Consider the following 16,504-nt stretch of genomic DNA (forward strand, 5'->3'; position numbering starts at 1 on the left):
CATCCCATACTGATATCTGATTTAAAGCAAAATAAACGCCAAGTTTATTTAGAATTTATAATAAAAGCGTTCATAGATCGAGTTAAAGCAAAGCTTAAATTAATCCGAAAACGAGTTGCGCAGGGTTTTAAAGTGATAGGTGGGTTGTTTTTATAAAAAAGCCTTAGCTTAAGCTAAGGCTTCATTAAGGGGTTAAACTTTTACAGGTTTTGGTACAAAATTTTTGATTTGCTGAGCAAATTGCTGTAAAACTTCCAAGCCAGATTCTTCAGCTTGTTTACACCATTGCTGTAAAGCGTCTACTAATTCTTTTTGTGAAGAGGCGGTCTTTAGCCAAATATTTTGTAAAGATTGCCTATAAGAGTAAACTACTCGTAAATGCTCTCGTTGTGACAGTAAAGTGTGTAATCTAGCCTTTGCACCTGGCGATAACAAACTATCTTGTAAACGTAGTAGGCGACCGGCGCGCTGAAATAATTTGCGCTTTGCCTTATCATCGGCAACTAATTTTTTCTCCATTTTTAACGTAGGCCGAACAACAAACTTGTAATAAAAAGACATCACCTGAAAGCGATTACTAATAACAGCTTTCACTGTATCTAAATCAACATGCAACTTCCCTTTATCAGTCGCTAATTTTGGTGGCAGTTTCTTAACTTTTGCTAACCCTAGCCAAGATAAGCAACGTATATATAGCCATCCTATATCAAGCTCCCACCATTTGATTGAAAATTTAGCAGATGAAGCAAAGGTGTGATGATTATTATGTAATTCCTCACCGCCTATCCAAAAACCCCATGGAAAAATATTAGTTGCAGCATCTGGGCATTCGAAATTTCGATAACCCCAATAGTGCCCTATCCCATTGACTACCCCCGCAGCATGAAGTGGAATCCACATCATTTGAATAGCCCAAATGGTAATCCCAGGTATACCAAAAAATAGCAAGTCTAACAGCAGCATTAGTAAAATACCTTTGGATGAGTAGCGACTATAAACACGACGCTCTATCCAATCATTTGGGGTACCATGCGCATATTTGGCAACCATTTCTTTATCATTAGCAGCTTGCCGATAAAGCTCAGCACCTTCCCAAAATACTTTTTTAATACCTAAGACTTTAGGACTATGGGGATCACCTTCAACATCCGTCGTAGCATGGTGCTTGCGGTGAATGGCTACCCACTCAGCTGTTACCATCCCAGTCGTTAGCCAGAGCCAAAAGCGAAAAAAATGGCTAACAATTGGATGCAGCGTTAAAGCCCTATGCGTTTGATGCCGGTGCAGATAAATGGTCACACCAGCAATAGTAATTTGGGTTAGTATTATTGTTGCAATAACATAACCCCAAAAGGAAAGATTTAATATTCCAAACATCATAAACTGCTCCTCGCAAAAATTTGATGCAAAATAGATTCAGTATTATGCTGTTAGATACAAATGGAAGCAACTACTGCTAAACTTTTAATATAGAATCTTTTTTTACAGTAAGCATTATTTTAGGATTGCTCTTATTATTATAATACCATAAAACTAGGTTTACTTAGGATCTTTACATGAATAACAGGTTAAATTACTTTTTCCAGACGTTAATTCCCTTTTTAATTATTGGGATAGCTATAGCAATGCTCGTTGGTTTACTTATTATGTTTTCTTATATTCTGGTGTGGGGTATCTTGATTGGCGGTATTCTTTGGCTTGCTTCCATCGTTAAAAACTTTCTTTTTCCCAAGAGAGTTATCTCAAAGACAGATGGAAGAATTATAGAACATAATGAAAAAAAATAATGCCTGAATTACCTGAAGTTGAAACAACAAGATTGGCAATTAGCCCTTATCTTATTGGCCAAACAATTAAAAATGTTACCATTAGACAGTCTAATTTACGTTTACCTGTGTCTCCTGAACTTAAGTATAAGTGTATAGGGCAAAAAATAGAAGCAGTGTCACGGCGCTCTAAATACTTAATCATTCAGCTTGCAACCGGTTACATACTCATTCATTTAGGCATGTCAGGCCACTTACGCTTGGCAAATTCAGAGGCAAATCCTGAAAAACATGATCATATTGATCTTAAGTTAGAAAATGGCCTATTAATGCGCTACTCTGATCCGCGTCGCTTTGGACTTTGGCTTTATTTAGCAGACGATCCTAATCAACATCGGTTATTAAATCATTTAGGTCCTGAACCTTTAACTGAAGCATTTAACGCAGACTATCTGTTTAAACGCGCTCGAGGTAAAAAGCAAAGCATCAAGTCATTTATAATGAATAATGACGTTGTAGTCGGTATCGGCAATATTTATGCAACTGAAAGCCTTTATCTAGCCGGCATTCATCCATTGCAGCCAGCAGGGGCTCTAACTATCAATCAATTAACAATGCTAGTGACATTTAGTAAAGAAGTATTACAGCAAGCGATTAGCTTAGGTGGAACGACGTTGCGTGATTTCTACTCTGTTGATGGCAAGCCAGGTTATTTTGTCAATCAATTACGGGTTTATGGCCGCACAAATCAACCTTGCTCGCGCTGTAATGAGAGAATTAAAGCGGTAAAAATTGCTGGTCGAACATCAACCTTTTGCCCAAAATGTCAACCTTTAGATGCATTGTTGCGTGAATAAATTAAAGCGTGCCTGGGTGCAGGTCCGCAGGACCGAAACCCGGGTTTCACTTCGGTACCCAGGCTACAAGGTTGTTTTGATCACTTATTTTATCCACGCAACAATGCCTTGCCAGTGAAGTAAAGTAGATAAAAGTAGCAGGTTAATTTGATTAGTAGTTAAAATTTAACGAAGATTTTAAATGATTCATAGCCAAAATTCGCGTCTTATAGGATAAAGCTTGCAAGACTAAAAACATGCAGTATTATCAGGTCATTATTTATTATAAGTGATTTCATAGTTATGAAAATTAGTAAATTACGTACTCAATGGATAGCACTGCTTTCGGCATTTTACACAGCTAAGATTTGCGGCCATGCAAGTTTGAAGCGCATGCTAGGTAAAATTAACCGTCCTTGGGTCGATGCTACTATTGATAATTGGGCGACCAAGCTACTTGGCTTTATTAAGGTTGATCTTAAAGTAGTTAACCCTTATGGGGTGGAACCTAAACCCGGAAAAGCAACAATTATCATGTGTAATCATACTAGTCTTTATGATATTCCCCTTAGCTTTAAAGCTTTTCCTAATCACTCAATGAGAATGCTCGCTAAAAAAGAGCTGTCCCGAGTCCCTATTATGGGTAAAGGGATGGCTGCCGCAGAATTTCCTTTTATTGATCGTAAAAATAAACACCAAGCCATCAAAGATTTAGCGTTTGCCCGCCAATTAATGGAAAGTGGTATTGTCATTTGGCTTGCTCCAGAAGGTACCCGTTCTAAAGATGGCATACTTAAAGCGTTTAAAAAAGGCGGTTTTGTAACCGCTATTGAAGCAAAAGCGACTATTATTCCCATTGGCATTCGTGGCGCTTATGACATTTTACCCGCAAAAACATTACGATTTAACTTACACCAAAAAGCCGAGATCCATATTGGAAAACCTATTGATGCATCGCAATATACATTAGAAAATAAAAATGAATTAATAGAAAAAGTACATCAAGCAATTAAAGAGCTAGTCGAAGGAAAAACACCTTCAAATTAGCTCTTGTATCATAGGCATATTTAATCTGGGTGAGCGGATAGGGTTAAACTGTTTTTAGCTTTAATTAAAAGTCTAAACCATAGCCGCCTTGCTTTGAGCTAGCAGCTACTGCTAAACCAATATTCCTAGGGTCGGAAGCAGCTGTTAGTATATTTAACTTTTTATCCCAAGTAATAGCTTGCATATCGCCGTAATATTGCTTTAAAGCCATTAAATGATAACCCATGCTTTTTAATTGATTTTGTAATTCAGGTGAAAACGTTTCTGGTTCAAATTGCAACCAATCGGGTAAGTATTGATGATGAAAGCGCATGCCAGAAACCATGGCAATTGCACCTTGATAGTCGTGGAAAAGCAAGGTACTTAATAAGATCATCGTGGGTATACGGCTACCGCCAGGTGTGCCTAAAATAGCTGCTCGGCCCGGCATTTCCAAAAAAGTGGGTGTCATATTAGACATAGGCCGCTTGCCAGGCTCAATACTATTTATGTCATTGCCAACGAGTCCAAAAACATTTTTTACTCCCTCTTTCGCAGAGAAATCATCCATTTCATCGTTTAATAAAACACCTGTGCCAGGCGCAATAACGCTTGAGCCAAAAATATAATTGATAGTTAATGTTGCTGAAACTCGATTTCCCTCTGCGTCAATGATACTAATATGAGTCGTATTAGCGTGATGATTAGCAGGATAGTTTTTATTTACTTGCAATTTTACACTAGGCAAAGCTTTGTCTTTAGGAATAAGCGTACGTAATTGTTTTGCATTTTCTAACGAAAGTAATTTATTAAGATCAATTTTAGTAAAGCCTGGATCGGCAATGGTTTGATTGCTTTGCCAATAAGCAAGACGCATTGTTTCTACTAAATAATGAATCCATTGCGCTTCGGATAAAGATTTTAATGATAGCCCTTCCAATATATTTAACATGGTTAACAGCATTACACCACCTGCTGAAGGTGGAGGCATCGTAATAATGAGCATGTTATGGTAAGCGCCTTGCAACGGTTCTCTTATCTTGATTTGATAGTTAGCTAAATCAGCTAGAGTCCATATGCCACCAGCTGCACGTACGCCATTTACAAGTTTTTTCGCAATCTCACCGCTGTAAAAACCTGCATGGCCTTTTTGGGCTAATAGTTTTAAGGTTTTAGCTAAATCTGGTTGCTTAAGCAGCTCACCGATTTTGTAAGGTTGATTGTTATGTAAAAATACGGCTGCTGTAGCTGGAAAACGTTGCATCATTTGGTATCGCTCAGTCATTTGCGAATAATGATGCAATTGGGCATCCACTTGAAACCCTTGCTCAGCAAATTTAATGGCTGAGGCTAATGTCTGCGCTAATGGCAAGCGGCCATAATGTTGTGCTATATAAACAAGAGCGGCAGGCTCACCAGGTATAGCAGCAGCTAACCCACCATTAAGTGACAACCCCGGTATAACCTGGCCATTTTGATCTAAAAACATCGTTTTATGTGCTGCTAAAGGCGCTACTTCACGACCATCAATGACTATATTTTTTTTTCTTTTAGCATCATAAAGTAACCAAAAACCGCCGCCACCTAAACCTGAATGGTAAGGCTCTACCACAGCAAGCGTTGCACTTACGGCCACGGCAGCATCGAACGCATTTCCACCAGCAGCCAGAATCTCAAGGCCTGCATTTGTGGCAAGTGGGTGAGCGCTAGCAACCGCATAGCCTGGTGGTGTTTCATTCATTAGGGCAGCTGCTTGCCCTGTAATACTATTTAGCCCAATAGTTAGGCCTAATAAAATATTTGCCTTATTCATTTTTTTTACTTTATTTTTTGGTTAAATGCCGTTACAACTCCTTCGGGTACAAATTGCGACACATCTCCTTTTAATCTCGCTATTTCTCTCACTAAAGTTGATGAAATAAACATGAGATGTTCTGAAGGAGTTAAAAATATTGTTTCAATGTCAGCGCATAGTTGACGATTCATGCCCGCAAGTTGAAATTCATATTCGAAATCATTTACAGCCCTTAAGCCTCGAAGAATAATATTACCTCGCTGTTCCTTTACAAAATCAATTAATAACGTATCAAAACCAACAACGCTTACCCCAGAAATATCTCCTAGTGCCTCTTGTGTTAATTGAATACGCGTTTGTAAAGAGAAAAAAGGGCTCTTTGCTTCATTGCTGGCTACACCAACTATAATTTCAGGGAAAATTTGAGCAGCTCTTTTTATAATATCGATATGCCCATTTGTAATGGGGTCAAAAGTACCAGGATAAATAGCTCGTTGTTTCATGAATGAAATAATTATTTATACATCAAATCAGTCTAGCGTATTGTTTTAAAAAAGACTATTATCATTTTTGACTTAAAAAGTAGATCTCGTATGTAGATGCCTATAGAACCGCGAAGGTACAGTTTTTCATTATTAGTTTTCCTCTACTAAGTTTTAAAACTCATAATCGATTTATTCTTGCTCGCTTTAAAATTTACAAGAAATAAAATCCAGTTATGAAAACCAATAATTACTGATTGCGTGGGTACAGTTTTTGTTATAATTGACGAAATAATATTTAAACTTATATAAATTTGTTTTGTGGTATGTTAATAAAGATCCGTTTGTATAATTCGTGCAAAGTAAGAAAAATTAGTCTATTAATAGCTAATAGCCAAAAAAATGATTGCTTTTAAAACTAACTAATGGATTTAAGTAAAATAAAGGAATAGTCATGAAAGCACTTAAATATTTTAATTTTCTAACACTTGCTCTCTTAACAGCTTGTACATCAACCCGGCCACCTGTAGGTTTTGAACCTATACAACCGCAATATAATGCACCTGCAATTGAAAATGATCAGACAATAACTAGTTCAGAGCCGCAATCTAAAAATTTAGCTCAACTCGATGAAACTAAGGTTATAGGTAAAAATAACGAACAAAATGCTACAGCAACCCTTGAAACAAAATCAACTTCAGGAAAAAAACAACTTGCTGAAAAGCAAATACCGCAAGCATCAAGATCAGCACCCTCTTCTTGGGATTTATCTGGCGCGATGGCTGTACGTAGCCGCAATAAATCGTCAACTGCCTCTGTTAATTGGTATCAACGTGGGCCAGGTTCCTACCAAATTCGCCTCTTTGGCCCTCTAGGCAGTGGTACTATTATGATTGCTAAACGTGGTGGCATTATAACATTAAAAGATGGGCCTAAAACTGCCAGCTCGTCTAATGCTGAACAACTATTGTTGCAACAAACCGGTATTCGCTTACCTGTAAATAATTTATATTACTGGGTAAGAGGCTTACCTGCACCAGGTGGCATACAATCAGCCAAACGTGATACCGGTAATCGTTTACTTTTACTTCGCCAAGGTGGCTATACCATTCAATATCTAGGCTACCGCACGGTCGGAAAAACAGTACTTCCTACCCATATACGATTACAAGGCAATGGTGTCTTTATTAAGCTAGTCATTAATCGTTGGAGTATTTAGCGGTTTAAATATTAGGCCTATCTGCGGTAACCTTACTGGATACCGCGGACAAGCCGCGATAATATGGTTTCTTCTTTTTCTTAAGCCTACCTCTATTTAGCTAAGCTCGAAATACTGTGACTTGCCCGTATCCATAACAATCTACAACAGCGTTGATTAGTTACTTTAGATATTAAACGAGTTAATAGTTTAATACTCAATCAATTTTACTAAAAACTAATTAATTTAAGCAGACAAAGCTAACTGCTTAAATATTTTCAAAGTTGAACGTTGACAATAAACTAATTTCTCTGCAAAATACCCACCGTATTGCAGCGTTTGATGTAATATTTTCAAGGAAGATAGAATCTACAGCTTTTGGGGTGTCGCCAAGCGGTAAGGCACAGGGTTTTGATCCCTGCATACCTAGGTTCGAATCCTAGCACCCCAGCCAATTTTTGTTGGAAACCTAACTCATCAATTTAAACTTTAAGTTAGGCTACATTGAGGCGTAATTTTAATAGCTTCAATTACCTTCAGCAAAAAAACATAATTGAAGGCGCAACATGTCGGTTCAAGTAAACAGACAGCAGAAGATATCTGGAAAGGATGCGTTGCTCAATCGCTCAAATAATAATTATATCTTTTTAGCTGTCTTCTGCTATGTGTTTAAGTGACTGATTAACTGAATCGAAGGCTTCACACATGTCCACAATGATGATCTTTACTGGTAATGCTAACTCAGAGCTTGCGTTTAAAATCGCAACTCACTTGGAAATACCTATGGGCCAAGCGTTAGTTGGAAAATTCAGCGATGGTGAAACCATGGTTGAAATATTGGAAAATGTTCGGGGCAAAGACGTTTTTATAGTGCAATCAACTTGTGCGCCAGCGAATGATAATTTAATGGAATTATTAACGATGTCAGACGCTTTACGGCGTTCTTCTGCTGGTCGGATTACAGCCGTCGTTCCTTATTTTGGTTATGCTAGACAAGATAGGCGTGTTCGCTCAGCACGTGTCCCAATTACTGCTAAAGTAGTTGCGGATATGATGGCTTCTGTAGGTATTTGTCGAGTATTAACGGTAGATTTACACGCCGATCAAATTCAAGGCTTTTTTTATATGCCTGTTGATAATGTATACTCTACTCCTATTCTACTTGAAGATATCAAGCAACAAAATTTATCCCAATTGATGGTCGTGTCGCCAGATGTTGGTGGCGTGGTACGAGCGCGTGCAATGGCTAAACGCCTAAATGATGCAGAACTTTCTATTATCGATAAACGGCGAACAGGTCCAAATAAATCTGAAGTGATGCATATTATCGGTGAACCAGCGGGCAGAAATTGTATTATTATCGATGATATCGTTGATACAGCTGGAACATTATGCTCTGCAGCGCATCAACTCAAACGCAATGGTGCAATGAGCGTACGTGCTTACATTACCCATCCTGTGCTTTCCGGTCCTGCGTTAAACAATATTATTCATTCTGATTTGGATGAGGTTGTTATTACCGATACAATTCCACTTTCCAGTGAAGCAAAACAATGTCGTAAAATTAGAGTTGTTAGCCTTGCCGAAATGCTTGCTCAAGCAATTAAGCGGGTTAATGTTGAAGAATCTGTCAGTTCAATGTTTGCTGAATAATTTGCAATAATACTTATATAGCGTTACCCACTAAGTTTTAGACGAGGCGCAAGTGAAGTGAGGCGAAGGAGTGTACATAAAGGTACATGACTAAGCCGAATGAGCTTGCAACGAAGTATAAAGCTTAGTGAGACATATAGCGTCATCCACTAGGCTTTAGACGAGGCGCAAGTGAAGTGAGGCGAAGGAGTGTACATAAAGGTACATGACTAAGCCGAATGAGCTTGCAACGAAGTATAAAGCTTAGTGGGTGGCGCTATCTAGTTTTGCTTACCAGCTAATTAAATTAATTAACTGATAAGCTGATCTTTATCGACTTAAGCTGAAAATTGAAAACTAGTTAACTCAGATTTGTACAAGCAAGATGAGCTGAGGAGCGAAGTTGAAATTTAACCACACCCCTGCAATGTAGACTTAAAGAAAGATTAGTCACGAGTACCGACATATTTATCATCAAAGTACCGTCGTAGTTTCGTCCTTAAAGTACCTCGGCTTATACCAAGCATAACAGCAGCCCGAGATTGATTATACTTACAATGCTCCATAACAGCACGAAATAAGGGGGTTTCAATCTCTTCTAAGACAAACTGATAAAGATCGACAGGATCAGTTCCCTTCAGCTCGGCGAAATATTTCTGCACAGATTGGGTTACACTAGCTGCTAACGATGATGCAGTATTATCTCCGACTTCATTACTGATTGTTGTCATTCTTCTTAACTCCTCCTTAAAATACAGCATCTTATCGAATTGGGCAATCTCTGACAAGTAAAAGGCCGCTAATTGTTTAAATCAATTAATGCCACTTAGACAGGCTCTGCCCAATTTCAATAACGCTGGTGTTAATAATTTAAAATTTAAGCATTGCAGGATTAAATGGCTTGCCATTTACCTGTAGCTGTCCCTGCTGTAAAGCTACTTCTATAACATAATAATTCCCATCTATATTCAGCATCCCTGACTGCACTAATGAATCTAATTGTGTATTAGTGAGGGCGGTTGCTTGTTGCACTGTATCACCGGTAGGCGCAGCTGCAGTTTGGGTTGTTGCATCATTTGGCTGGGTAGCCTGAGCTCCAGTAGTTGGCTGTGCTGTTTGATTGTTAGCATCACCAGCTTGGCCTGCTGCTGTAGATGTTGTATTAGCATTTTGCTGTGCTGCAGCTGTTTGCTGAGCTACTAGTTTCTGCCGATTTGCTTCATTTAGGACCCGCTTAACTATTTCTATCGGAACCCTTAAATTACCTTTACCTTGTACATTTTGCATAAGCGCTAAAGGATTATTATTTTCGCCTTGCGGTAAGGAAATTTGTAAATTGCCTTCGATTTTCCCTTCAGGCATTACGAAACTTAACTCTGATACTTCAAGCTCAGCTCCTCGGCTAAATAATTTTGGTATTTCAGGCAATATCGCAAATAAAGCTTGTTGTTTTTCTAAATCAGTAGTGCTTTGTTGTATATGATTAGCCTGTTGATTAATACGTCCTAGTGCATTTGCATCAAGGTTACGTATAGCCATTTCTATATTGCCTGGGCCAAACGTTTTACCGTTGGTAATAACTTTATCTAGGGAAGATTTTAAGTGTGAATTAAATAAGCCATTTTCAATATCACTACTGGTTTGCATATTAAAATTATCTAATTCAAATACACGTTGCCCTTGGCTATTTATAATAAACGATGGCAGAGTTACACTAGCATTACCTAGATATAATCCCAATTCAGTGTTATGTAAATTATATTCACTAGTCACTTCACTTAATACAGCAGTATTATTACCTTTTTTAAATTGCATGCCATTAAGGTTGAAATCACCATTTATTTTATCTGCTCTTGAAGTAACATTTACTCGCCCCTTCAATCCCATCCAATCAAATTCACTTTGATCCTGCCGAGTAATTAATTTAAAATTAGGCACAGCTACTTCGATTTGGCTACTATTTAAATAAGTGACAAACATGCTTAAATTTAATTTAGGCTGAGTAGAGCCATTAGTAAAATAGTCATTAAATTGCTGCTGGTATTGATCAGGTAGTAAAATGTCAGTACTGCCATAACCCATACCAAATCTAACAGTGTTGTTAGCAAAAATAATAGGCCCATGATAGATTTTTAAAGGCATATTGAGCGTAATATTTTGGGCAGGGACTGTCTGGACTTGACCATTTGCATCTTTAACTTGACGCTCTGGTATTTGAATTAACCAATGCAGTAGTGCGTTAGACTTAAACCACCCCCGATCATATTTTACTACTTGCGCATTAACACCATTAGTTCTATTAATGGTTGCAATGTTATGCTTTATAGTTCTTTCAGTGACAGCGCCCATCGCATAATAGCCTCCAAGGACTAATATGACTAGCACGACCACTAGTACCACTAATTTTCTCATTATTATCTCCGGGTTAAATTCTTTACTCTGTAACATTGGCAAGATGAGTTTAACAAGAAATATTATGCTAGTTAAAGTACGAGTACTTGGTACTAGCAAAATTTTACAATCTTATCTTTAGCTTAGTTAAATTAGTCTATGACTAATTATTTAAATTACCAAGTTTGTTGTGGTTTAAGCAAGTTAAATGTAATAACTTTACTTTAAGTTTTATTAATCGTTAAATCTGAGTTATAGCAAAATCTCATCATAAGTTTTAAACAAGCTTTTAAAACGTTAAGCAATAGCAAAAAATCCTACCGTTTTTAGAGCTCAAGGTATTAGTAGAGAAAAGATGAGATAACTCAAATATGACATGTATTTAAAAATTAAGCTATATTCAATTAAAAGCCTGCCGAGAAATTTATGCAAAATTTCATTGTCTTTGTATTAAGTAATTTTACTTTAACCTTTTTTATATTGAGCATAATTTCTGCGGCAATTTCATTATTTATAAAAAGAAAGCACCTTAATAAGGCCCTAACGATTGAAGTTATTTTTTCTCACTTCTTACTTTTTAATATTGGCTTTAGCCTTTTATATAATTTTGTGATGCATGTTTTTTTTGGCGATATTACCGCAAAATTTATTGGCTGGGCAGATAGCCCCTTTCAGATTGAATTAGGATTTGCAAGCTTAGGATTTGCTATTTTAGGAATTTTAAGTTTCTGGGCTAGCTCAGGATTTCGAGCTGCTACAATTATAGCACCAGCAATTTTTTTATGGGGCGCCGCAGGGGTACATATTTATAATATGGTAGCCACTCATAATTTTGCCCCAGGAAATGCAGGAGTAATCTTTTGGACAGATATTTTTATTCCTCTTCTTGGATTTATTCTTTTATACTTGCAATATAAAACACCAATTCGCAAAATACCTAAGCGCTAAAGAATTTTAATTGGTTAATGTGCATTTTAGTCGCATGAACACTATTATCTTTTTAGATCGAACTTAGTTTAATTAAGTTTCAGAACCATATCTTTATGTAATATACCGGCATCTAGATAGGCTTCACTGCAGGTACTAAATCCTAATTTTTCATAGAATGGAATTGCATAGCATTGCGAACTTAATTTAATAGCGTTAATTTTTTTATTTTGCTTAAGCTCAATTAATATTGCTTCCATAAGCTGCTTACCTAAGCCCTGCCCTTGATATTCATCTAAGATAGCAACGCGCTCAACTTTTGCTATACGGTCTAAATAACGAACTCGCGCAACACCTACTGCAATGTCGTCATTTACTATTAAAAGATAATGATCACTTGCATCATCTTTGCCATCTAGCTCTTCTGCTAGAGGCACTTGTTGACCCTCAACAAAGACCTTCTTGCGAATTGCTAAACATTTTTGGAAATCCTCTGTGGCAGATACTTTTTTAATAGAAAAACGCATTAAACGTCCTGTCCTAGTTAAGAAAAAGCTGTATTGATCTTCTTAAATAAACTAATTTGAGCTGCCTTGTAATTTAAGTAGAAATTATAAAGAGCAGCTTCAATTTAGTATGGGCTAAGCCTTAAACTTATATGTAGGCTTGCAGTAAGTCTCTTTAACTGTAAAAGCTAGGATTAAAGCGACAAGAGAGCATAAAGGTAAAATCTGTAATCCTGCTTGAAAATCAGAAAGAAGCAATTTTTCTACGTTATAAGCTCTAGCACCAGACACTAAGTCTACTAACCAACCTACTAAAGGTTGCATTAACGCCCCAACAAAAATAGAAATCATATTAGTAAAAGCAATTGAAGTTCCTACTACCGTTCGATCATGCAATTCAGTAGAAACAGCATAAGCAATTGCAACACCAGTGTTAGTTAACCCAAAAGCAAAAAATAAAATATAAGCGATGGGTGTATTAATATGAGGATAAAACACAAAAATGGTTGTTAAAATAACACCGCATACGGATGAAATAATCATTAATGGTTTGCGTCGTCCCATTCTATCTGATAGCCAGCCGGAAATTGGGCCGCTAATTCCCCAACCTATAAAAATTAAGCCCGTTGCAAATGCAGCAGAATGTGCAGCTAAACCACGTCCAAATTGCAAATAAGCAGGTCCTATTGCCTCACCTATTACAGCGGTAGGGCCAAAAAGAAAGCCAGCATACAAAGCATTTAACCAAGTTTGACGATGAGTTAGGATAATACGTAAGCTTTCTAGAATACTTAGACTTTTCTCTTGCCTAATTTCTCTTCTTTTTGTTCCAGGTTTATCTTGTACAAATTGATACAATAAACCAGCTAAAGCGATAAATAGAAAGGCTATAATCAACATGCTATGTCGCCAACCTACATTGGCAACTAGAAAAGAAACTGGCGCTTCTCCGGCAGCAGCACCAAGCATACCTAGCGCTTGCGTTAAGCCAGCTAATAAGCCAAGCATAGCAGGGGGAAACCACGATGTTGCTAAGCGCAAAGCACTGATAAAGGCAAAAGCGGCGCTAAAGCCAATTAACATTCTACCTACAGAAGCCATTAATAGACCATCAGCTAAGCCAAATACGCCACAGCCTAACGCAGTAATCAATGACATGACAGTTAAGATTCCGCGAATACTCAACCTATCTACTGTTAAACCCACAGGTATTTGCATAATAATGTAGGGTACATAAAAGGATGCGGTCAAAATACCAAAGCCAACCTCATTAATACCAAAATCAATTTGTAAGCTGCGGTGCATTACTCCCGGAGCCACCCGCGCCAGATAATCAGAAAAATAAAAGGCGGCTGCCAAACCCCAAACAATCCATGCAAATCCTAGCTGACCTGCGCGCTTTGTTTTTGTAACTTCAGACACTGCTATCCTATTCATAAGTTCACTGTATATTAATAATTATAAAGCCATAATATTAGAAAAGATCCAATACCCTAAATTTATAGATGTATTTAATTAGTTATAAAATGATTTTTACCTAGCATAAAATTTTTATCTTCTTAACACAAATATGCCTGTTGCAAATTTAAAAATATTCTTAAAACAGCATACTGCTCAAAAAAACAACAAGGTTTGAACTACATTATACTGCTCGTAGGCTATATTTCAACTATTCAACTAGCGATGTACACTAATTCCTAGGCAATTGCAAATTAAGTAGCTCATGAACTAGCAAGTTCAATCCTTTAAACACTAAGCACCATTTAATTTCAAGTGGAACTGCCATTTCAATACTGCTGTATAAACCTATCTTTAGGTAATGACATAAAGCTCGAAAAATAATTCATATATTGATGATAATTTTTGCTAAAAAAACTTCTCCTGATGCTAAAAGGCTGTCTCAAGCCAATACTGGTATAAATATTGCAATTATTTACAGGCCGGTAAATCGTAGTTTTGGACAATAAACCATTTAACTAAATTCAATTAAAACGCTTTTATAGCGTTTTAGTTATTTATTTTATTAAAATAAGGAGGTTACTGTGCATCAATTAAAATACATTGTTATTGCCTTTCTTCTCAGCTGCGCTTCATTTGCATTTGCCCAAACTTATCAAGGTGAACTAGAAGTACTTATTGTTGATGATTTTAACAATAATAAGTCAAAAACTATCTATCAACTTCATGAAGCTGGAGATATCTATATTTTAAATCTACCTAATTCCGTTGATAAAAATAAGCTTTTATCCGGCGAGCAAGTTATTATAGAAGGTCAGGAAATTGCAGGATTAAAAGAAAAAACACTTAAAGTTGACGCAGTAACAATACAGAAGAAAATAAGTCTCATAAACTCACCTAAAAACTTTGTTTCTGATAGAAGAAAGTTATTAACATTATTAGTGAATTTTACTAATTTGCAGTCTACCTCCACTGTATCTACAAATGATGTTACCTCTATGTTATATACAAGTCTGCAATCTACACAACGAAATTTTCTCCGAAGCTCTTTTAATCAAGTCAATTTTGTACCAGACACTAATGGTGATGGCAGGCAAGATATTTATGTAGTTAATTTAAACTATGCTGCTAATGACTGTAATTATAATAAATGGGCAACTGATGCTAGGAATGCAGCAGCGCAAGCTGGAATAAATTTATCTTTGTACCGACATCATATGTTCGTTGTCCCGCAAGATGTTAATTGTGGCTGGGGAGGACTAGGTGATTTAGGTTGTGGTGCTACTTGCAGTACCTGGGTAAGAGCCTATAATCCAACTCAAGTTTACTCACAGCTTATTTATACGCATGAGCTTGGCCATAATCTAGGCATGCATCATGCAGCCACAGACATTAATAATGATGGCGTAAATGATTCAGAGTATGGTGATGCAGCTTGTACTATGGGTGTAGGTGATTTTCAATACTATAAAGAAGTTAATGCACCACATCGAGATCAAATGCATTGGTTTGACGCATTACCTGACCGCATTACTACCGCTACCACAGGCAGTTATGTTCTCAACCCGCTTGAAGTAGGATTGAGTACGCCAGGATTAGTGGCAATAAAAGTAAAGAAAAATGCGACAGATACCTATTATGTTTCCTATCGTAGAAACCGAGGACTTTTTGGTCCGGGGGCGCCTTCTTATTTAGATAGAATTAGTATACATTGGACTCGTGCTGGTGATACGCATACTTATTTCGTCAAGACCTTAAATGCGGGCCAGACATTCGTCGATGAGGCTAATAATGTAAGGATTACAGCTGTCATAGTAGGCGGCGCTACGGCAATGGTCACAATTAATTAGTAAATGAACCTAGAAAGCCCTCGTTTAGCGGGCTTTCTACTTTTTAAATGATATTAAATAGCCAAAGATTTGGCATTTTTTATAGCAAACCTGCTATTTTTTATAAAGTTATTTATTTTTAATTATGTACTTTAGTCGTTAAAATAAAGTGTGATTTATAATTTAATGAGCCGTACCACATGAATAGTTTAGAAGAAGCAATTAAAAGAGCACTAGATTTATCTGGAAGCCCGCAAGAAGCAAATAAAGCCTATTTAGAATTTATAAAAGCTAATTTTATTATTCCAATTGATAAGCACTCCACGCCTGATAATCCAGAAGTTCTTTATCTTCAAGAAGACAATCATTATTTTTTGCCGGTATTTACTGATATGCAGTATTTAGATGTCTGGGCAAAAGATATAAGTGATGCGATTAGTATTCTTAAGCTATCTGGCGTTGATTTATTAAAGGGAGTGGGAGAGCAAACAACCGTTTGTCTTAATATTGGCAGCTCCATTTATAAAGAATTTAATCCTGCTGAGCTTGCAAGAATGCGCAGTATAATTTTAAAGCTATTTAAATAGTTAGCGTAAACGCTATAGAAAGATTAAATAAGTACAGCCTCTTTTAGAGGCTGAGCTATTCTCTATTTCCC

15 protein-coding genes and 1 tRNA gene are annotated in these 16,504 nt (G+C 37.0%); 9 read left to right on the forward strand and 7 right to left on the reverse strand.

The window, feature by feature from the left end:
- Positions 1–192 precede the first annotated feature (192 nt).
- Positions 193–1,380: a DesA family fatty acid desaturase gene (locus DYE47_RS12870; protein WP_115303744.1), complete on the reverse strand. Its 1,188-nt coding sequence runs from the start codon at positions 1,378–1,380 to the stop codon at positions 193–195.
- 176 nt (positions 1,381–1,556) lie between these two features.
- Between DYE47_RS12870 and DYE47_RS12875 the strand changes: the two genes are divergently transcribed.
- From DYE47_RS12875 to DYE47_RS12885, 3 genes are all read left to right on the forward strand, one after another.
- Complete coding sequence (locus DYE47_RS12875; protein WP_115303745.1) at positions 1,557–1,787, forward strand: hypothetical protein; 231 nt, start codon at positions 1,557–1,559, stop codon at positions 1,785–1,787.
- Positions 1,787–2,623, forward strand: a complete 837-nt coding sequence (gene mutM / locus DYE47_RS12880; RefSeq protein WP_115303746.1) for a bifunctional DNA-formamidopyrimidine glycosylase/DNA-(apurinic or apyrimidinic site) lyase — start codon at positions 1,787–1,789, stop codon at positions 2,621–2,623. Before DYE47_RS12875 ends, mutM begins: the two co-directional genes overlap by 1 nt.
- A 372-nt stretch (positions 2,624–2,995) precedes the next feature.
- The gene (locus DYE47_RS12885) at positions 2,996–3,649 is read left to right on the forward strand and encodes a lysophospholipid acyltransferase family protein (RefSeq protein WP_423202376.1); all 654 of its coding nucleotides are present in this window, start codon (positions 2,996–2,998) and stop codon (positions 3,647–3,649) included.
- Between the two features lie 64 nt (positions 3,650–3,713).
- On the opposite strand, the gene ggt is transcribed toward DYE47_RS12885, so the two are convergent.
- Positions 3,714–5,441, reverse strand: a complete 1,728-nt coding sequence (ggt, locus tag DYE47_RS12890; RefSeq protein WP_115303748.1) for a gamma-glutamyltransferase — start codon at positions 5,439–5,441, stop codon at positions 3,714–3,716.
- A gap of 5 nt (positions 5,442–5,446) precedes the next feature.
- Positions 5,447–5,926: a pantetheine-phosphate adenylyltransferase gene (gene coaD / locus DYE47_RS12895; RefSeq protein ID WP_115303749.1), complete on the reverse strand. Its 480-nt coding sequence runs from the start codon at positions 5,924–5,926 to the stop codon at positions 5,447–5,449.
- A gap of 433 nt (positions 5,927–6,359) precedes the next feature.
- Between coaD and lolB the strand changes: the two genes are divergently transcribed.
- The 3 genes from lolB to DYE47_RS12910 all read left to right on the forward strand — a co-directional run bounded on the left by lolB (position 6,360) and on the right by DYE47_RS12910 (position 8,756).
- Complete coding sequence (lolB, locus tag DYE47_RS12900) at positions 6,360–7,124, forward strand: lipoprotein insertase outer membrane protein LolB (RefSeq protein WP_115303750.1); 765 nt, start codon at positions 6,360–6,362, stop codon at positions 7,122–7,124.
- A 358-nt stretch (positions 7,125–7,482) separates the two neighbouring features.
- Positions 7,483–7,557: transfer RNA gene (locus tag DYE47_RS12905), tRNA-Gln, on the forward strand.
- Between the two features lie 251 nt (positions 7,558–7,808).
- Entirely contained in the window at positions 7,809–8,756 is a 948-nt protein-coding gene (locus tag DYE47_RS12910) for a ribose-phosphate pyrophosphokinase (protein ID WP_115303751.1), read from the forward strand.
- A 425-nt stretch (positions 8,757–9,181) separates the two neighbouring features.
- Here the strand turns inward: DYE47_RS12910 and DYE47_RS12915 are convergent, their stop codons facing one another.
- Positions 9,182–9,466 (reverse strand): helix-turn-helix domain-containing protein, encoded by a 285-nt coding sequence (locus DYE47_RS12915; protein WP_115303752.1) that lies wholly within the window; start codon positions 9,464–9,466, stop codon positions 9,182–9,184.
- 139 nt (positions 9,467–9,605) lie between these two features.
- Complete coding sequence (locus tag DYE47_RS12920; RefSeq protein WP_160149904.1) at positions 9,606–11,147, reverse strand: YdgA family protein; 1,542 nt, start codon at positions 11,145–11,147, stop codon at positions 9,606–9,608.
- A gap of 405 nt (positions 11,148–11,552) precedes the next feature.
- Here DYE47_RS12920 and DYE47_RS12925 point away from each other — a divergent pair, with 405 nt between their 5' ends.
- Positions 11,553–12,074 (forward strand): DUF6790 family protein, encoded by a 522-nt coding sequence (locus DYE47_RS12925; protein ID WP_115303754.1) that lies wholly within the window; start codon positions 11,553–11,555, stop codon positions 12,072–12,074.
- A gap of 68 nt (positions 12,075–12,142) precedes the next feature.
- Here the strand turns inward: DYE47_RS12925 and DYE47_RS12930 are convergent, their stop codons facing one another.
- Both DYE47_RS12930 and DYE47_RS12935 read right to left on the reverse strand, forming a co-directional pair.
- Positions 12,143–12,580, reverse strand: coding sequence for a GNAT family N-acetyltransferase (locus DYE47_RS12930; RefSeq protein ID WP_115303755.1), 438 nt, complete (start codon positions 12,578–12,580; stop codon positions 12,143–12,145).
- Positions 12,581–12,694: 114 nt separating this feature from the next.
- On the reverse strand, positions 12,695–13,996 hold the full coding sequence (locus DYE47_RS12935; RefSeq protein WP_115303756.1) for an MFS transporter: 1,302 nt from the start codon (positions 13,994–13,996) through the stop codon (positions 12,695–12,697).
- Between the two features lie 605 nt (positions 13,997–14,601).
- Between DYE47_RS12935 and DYE47_RS12940 the strand changes: the two genes are divergently transcribed.
- Together DYE47_RS12940 and DYE47_RS12945 are read left to right on the forward strand one after the other, a co-directional pair.
- Positions 14,602–15,867, forward strand: a complete 1,266-nt coding sequence (locus DYE47_RS12940; RefSeq protein ID WP_115303757.1) for a metallopeptidase domain-containing protein — start codon at positions 14,602–14,604, stop codon at positions 15,865–15,867.
- Between the two features lie 179 nt (positions 15,868–16,046).
- On the forward strand, positions 16,047–16,433 hold the full coding sequence (locus tag DYE47_RS12945) for an SseB family protein (RefSeq protein ID WP_115303758.1): 387 nt from the start codon (positions 16,047–16,049) through the stop codon (positions 16,431–16,433).
- Positions 16,434–16,504 lie beyond the last annotated feature (71 nt).

The sequence above is a fragment of the Legionella beliardensis genome, from assembly GCF_900452395.1.
Classification (GTDB): domain Bacteria; phylum Pseudomonadota; class Gammaproteobacteria; order Legionellales; family Legionellaceae; genus Legionella_C; species Legionella_C beliardensis.

Excerpts from the sequence above, each read along its gene's own strand:
- coaD (WP_115303749.1), bottom strand. The coding sequence starts at position 5,926 with ATGAAACAACGAGCTATTTATCCTGGTACTTTTGACCCCATTACAAAT.
- DYE47_RS12925 (WP_115303754.1), top strand. The coding sequence starts at position 11,553 with ATGCAAAATTTCATTGTCTTTGTATTAAGTAATTTTACTTTAACCTTT.
- DYE47_RS12945 (WP_115303758.1), top strand. The coding sequence starts at position 16,047 with ATGAATAGTTTAGAAGAAGCAATTAAAAGAGCACTAGATTTATCTGGA.
- DYE47_RS12930 (WP_115303755.1), bottom strand. The coding sequence starts at position 12,580 with ATGCGTTTTTCTATTAAAAAAGTATCTGCCACAGAGGATTTCCAAAAA.
- mutM (WP_115303746.1), top strand. The coding sequence starts at position 1,787 with ATGCCTGAATTACCTGAAGTTGAAACAACAAGATTGGCAATTAGCCCT.
- DYE47_RS12915 (WP_115303752.1), bottom strand. The coding sequence starts at position 9,466 with ATGACAACAATCAGTAATGAAGTCGGAGATAATACTGCATCATCGTTA.
- ggt (WP_115303748.1), bottom strand. The coding sequence starts at position 5,441 with ATGAATAAGGCAAATATTTTATTAGGCCTAACTATTGGGCTAAATAGT.
- DYE47_RS12875 (WP_115303745.1), top strand. The coding sequence starts at position 1,557 with ATGAATAACAGGTTAAATTACTTTTTCCAGACGTTAATTCCCTTTTTA.
- DYE47_RS12870 (WP_115303744.1), bottom strand. The coding sequence starts at position 1,380 with ATGATGTTTGGAATATTAAATCTTTCCTTTTGGGGTTATGTTATTGCA.
- DYE47_RS12910 (WP_115303751.1), top strand. The coding sequence starts at position 7,809 with ATGTCCACAATGATGATCTTTACTGGTAATGCTAACTCAGAGCTTGCG.
- DYE47_RS12885 (WP_423202376.1), top strand. The coding sequence starts at position 2,996 with ATGCTAGGTAAAATTAACCGTCCTTGGGTCGATGCTACTATTGATAAT.
- lolB (WP_115303750.1), top strand. The coding sequence starts at position 6,360 with ATGAAAGCACTTAAATATTTTAATTTTCTAACACTTGCTCTCTTAACA.
- DYE47_RS12935 (WP_115303756.1), bottom strand. The coding sequence starts at position 13,996 with ATGAATAGGATAGCAGTGTCTGAAGTTACAAAAACAAAGCGCGCAGGT.
- DYE47_RS12920 (WP_160149904.1), bottom strand. The coding sequence starts at position 11,147 with ATGAGAAAATTAGTGGTACTAGTGGTCGTGCTAGTCATATTAGTCCTT.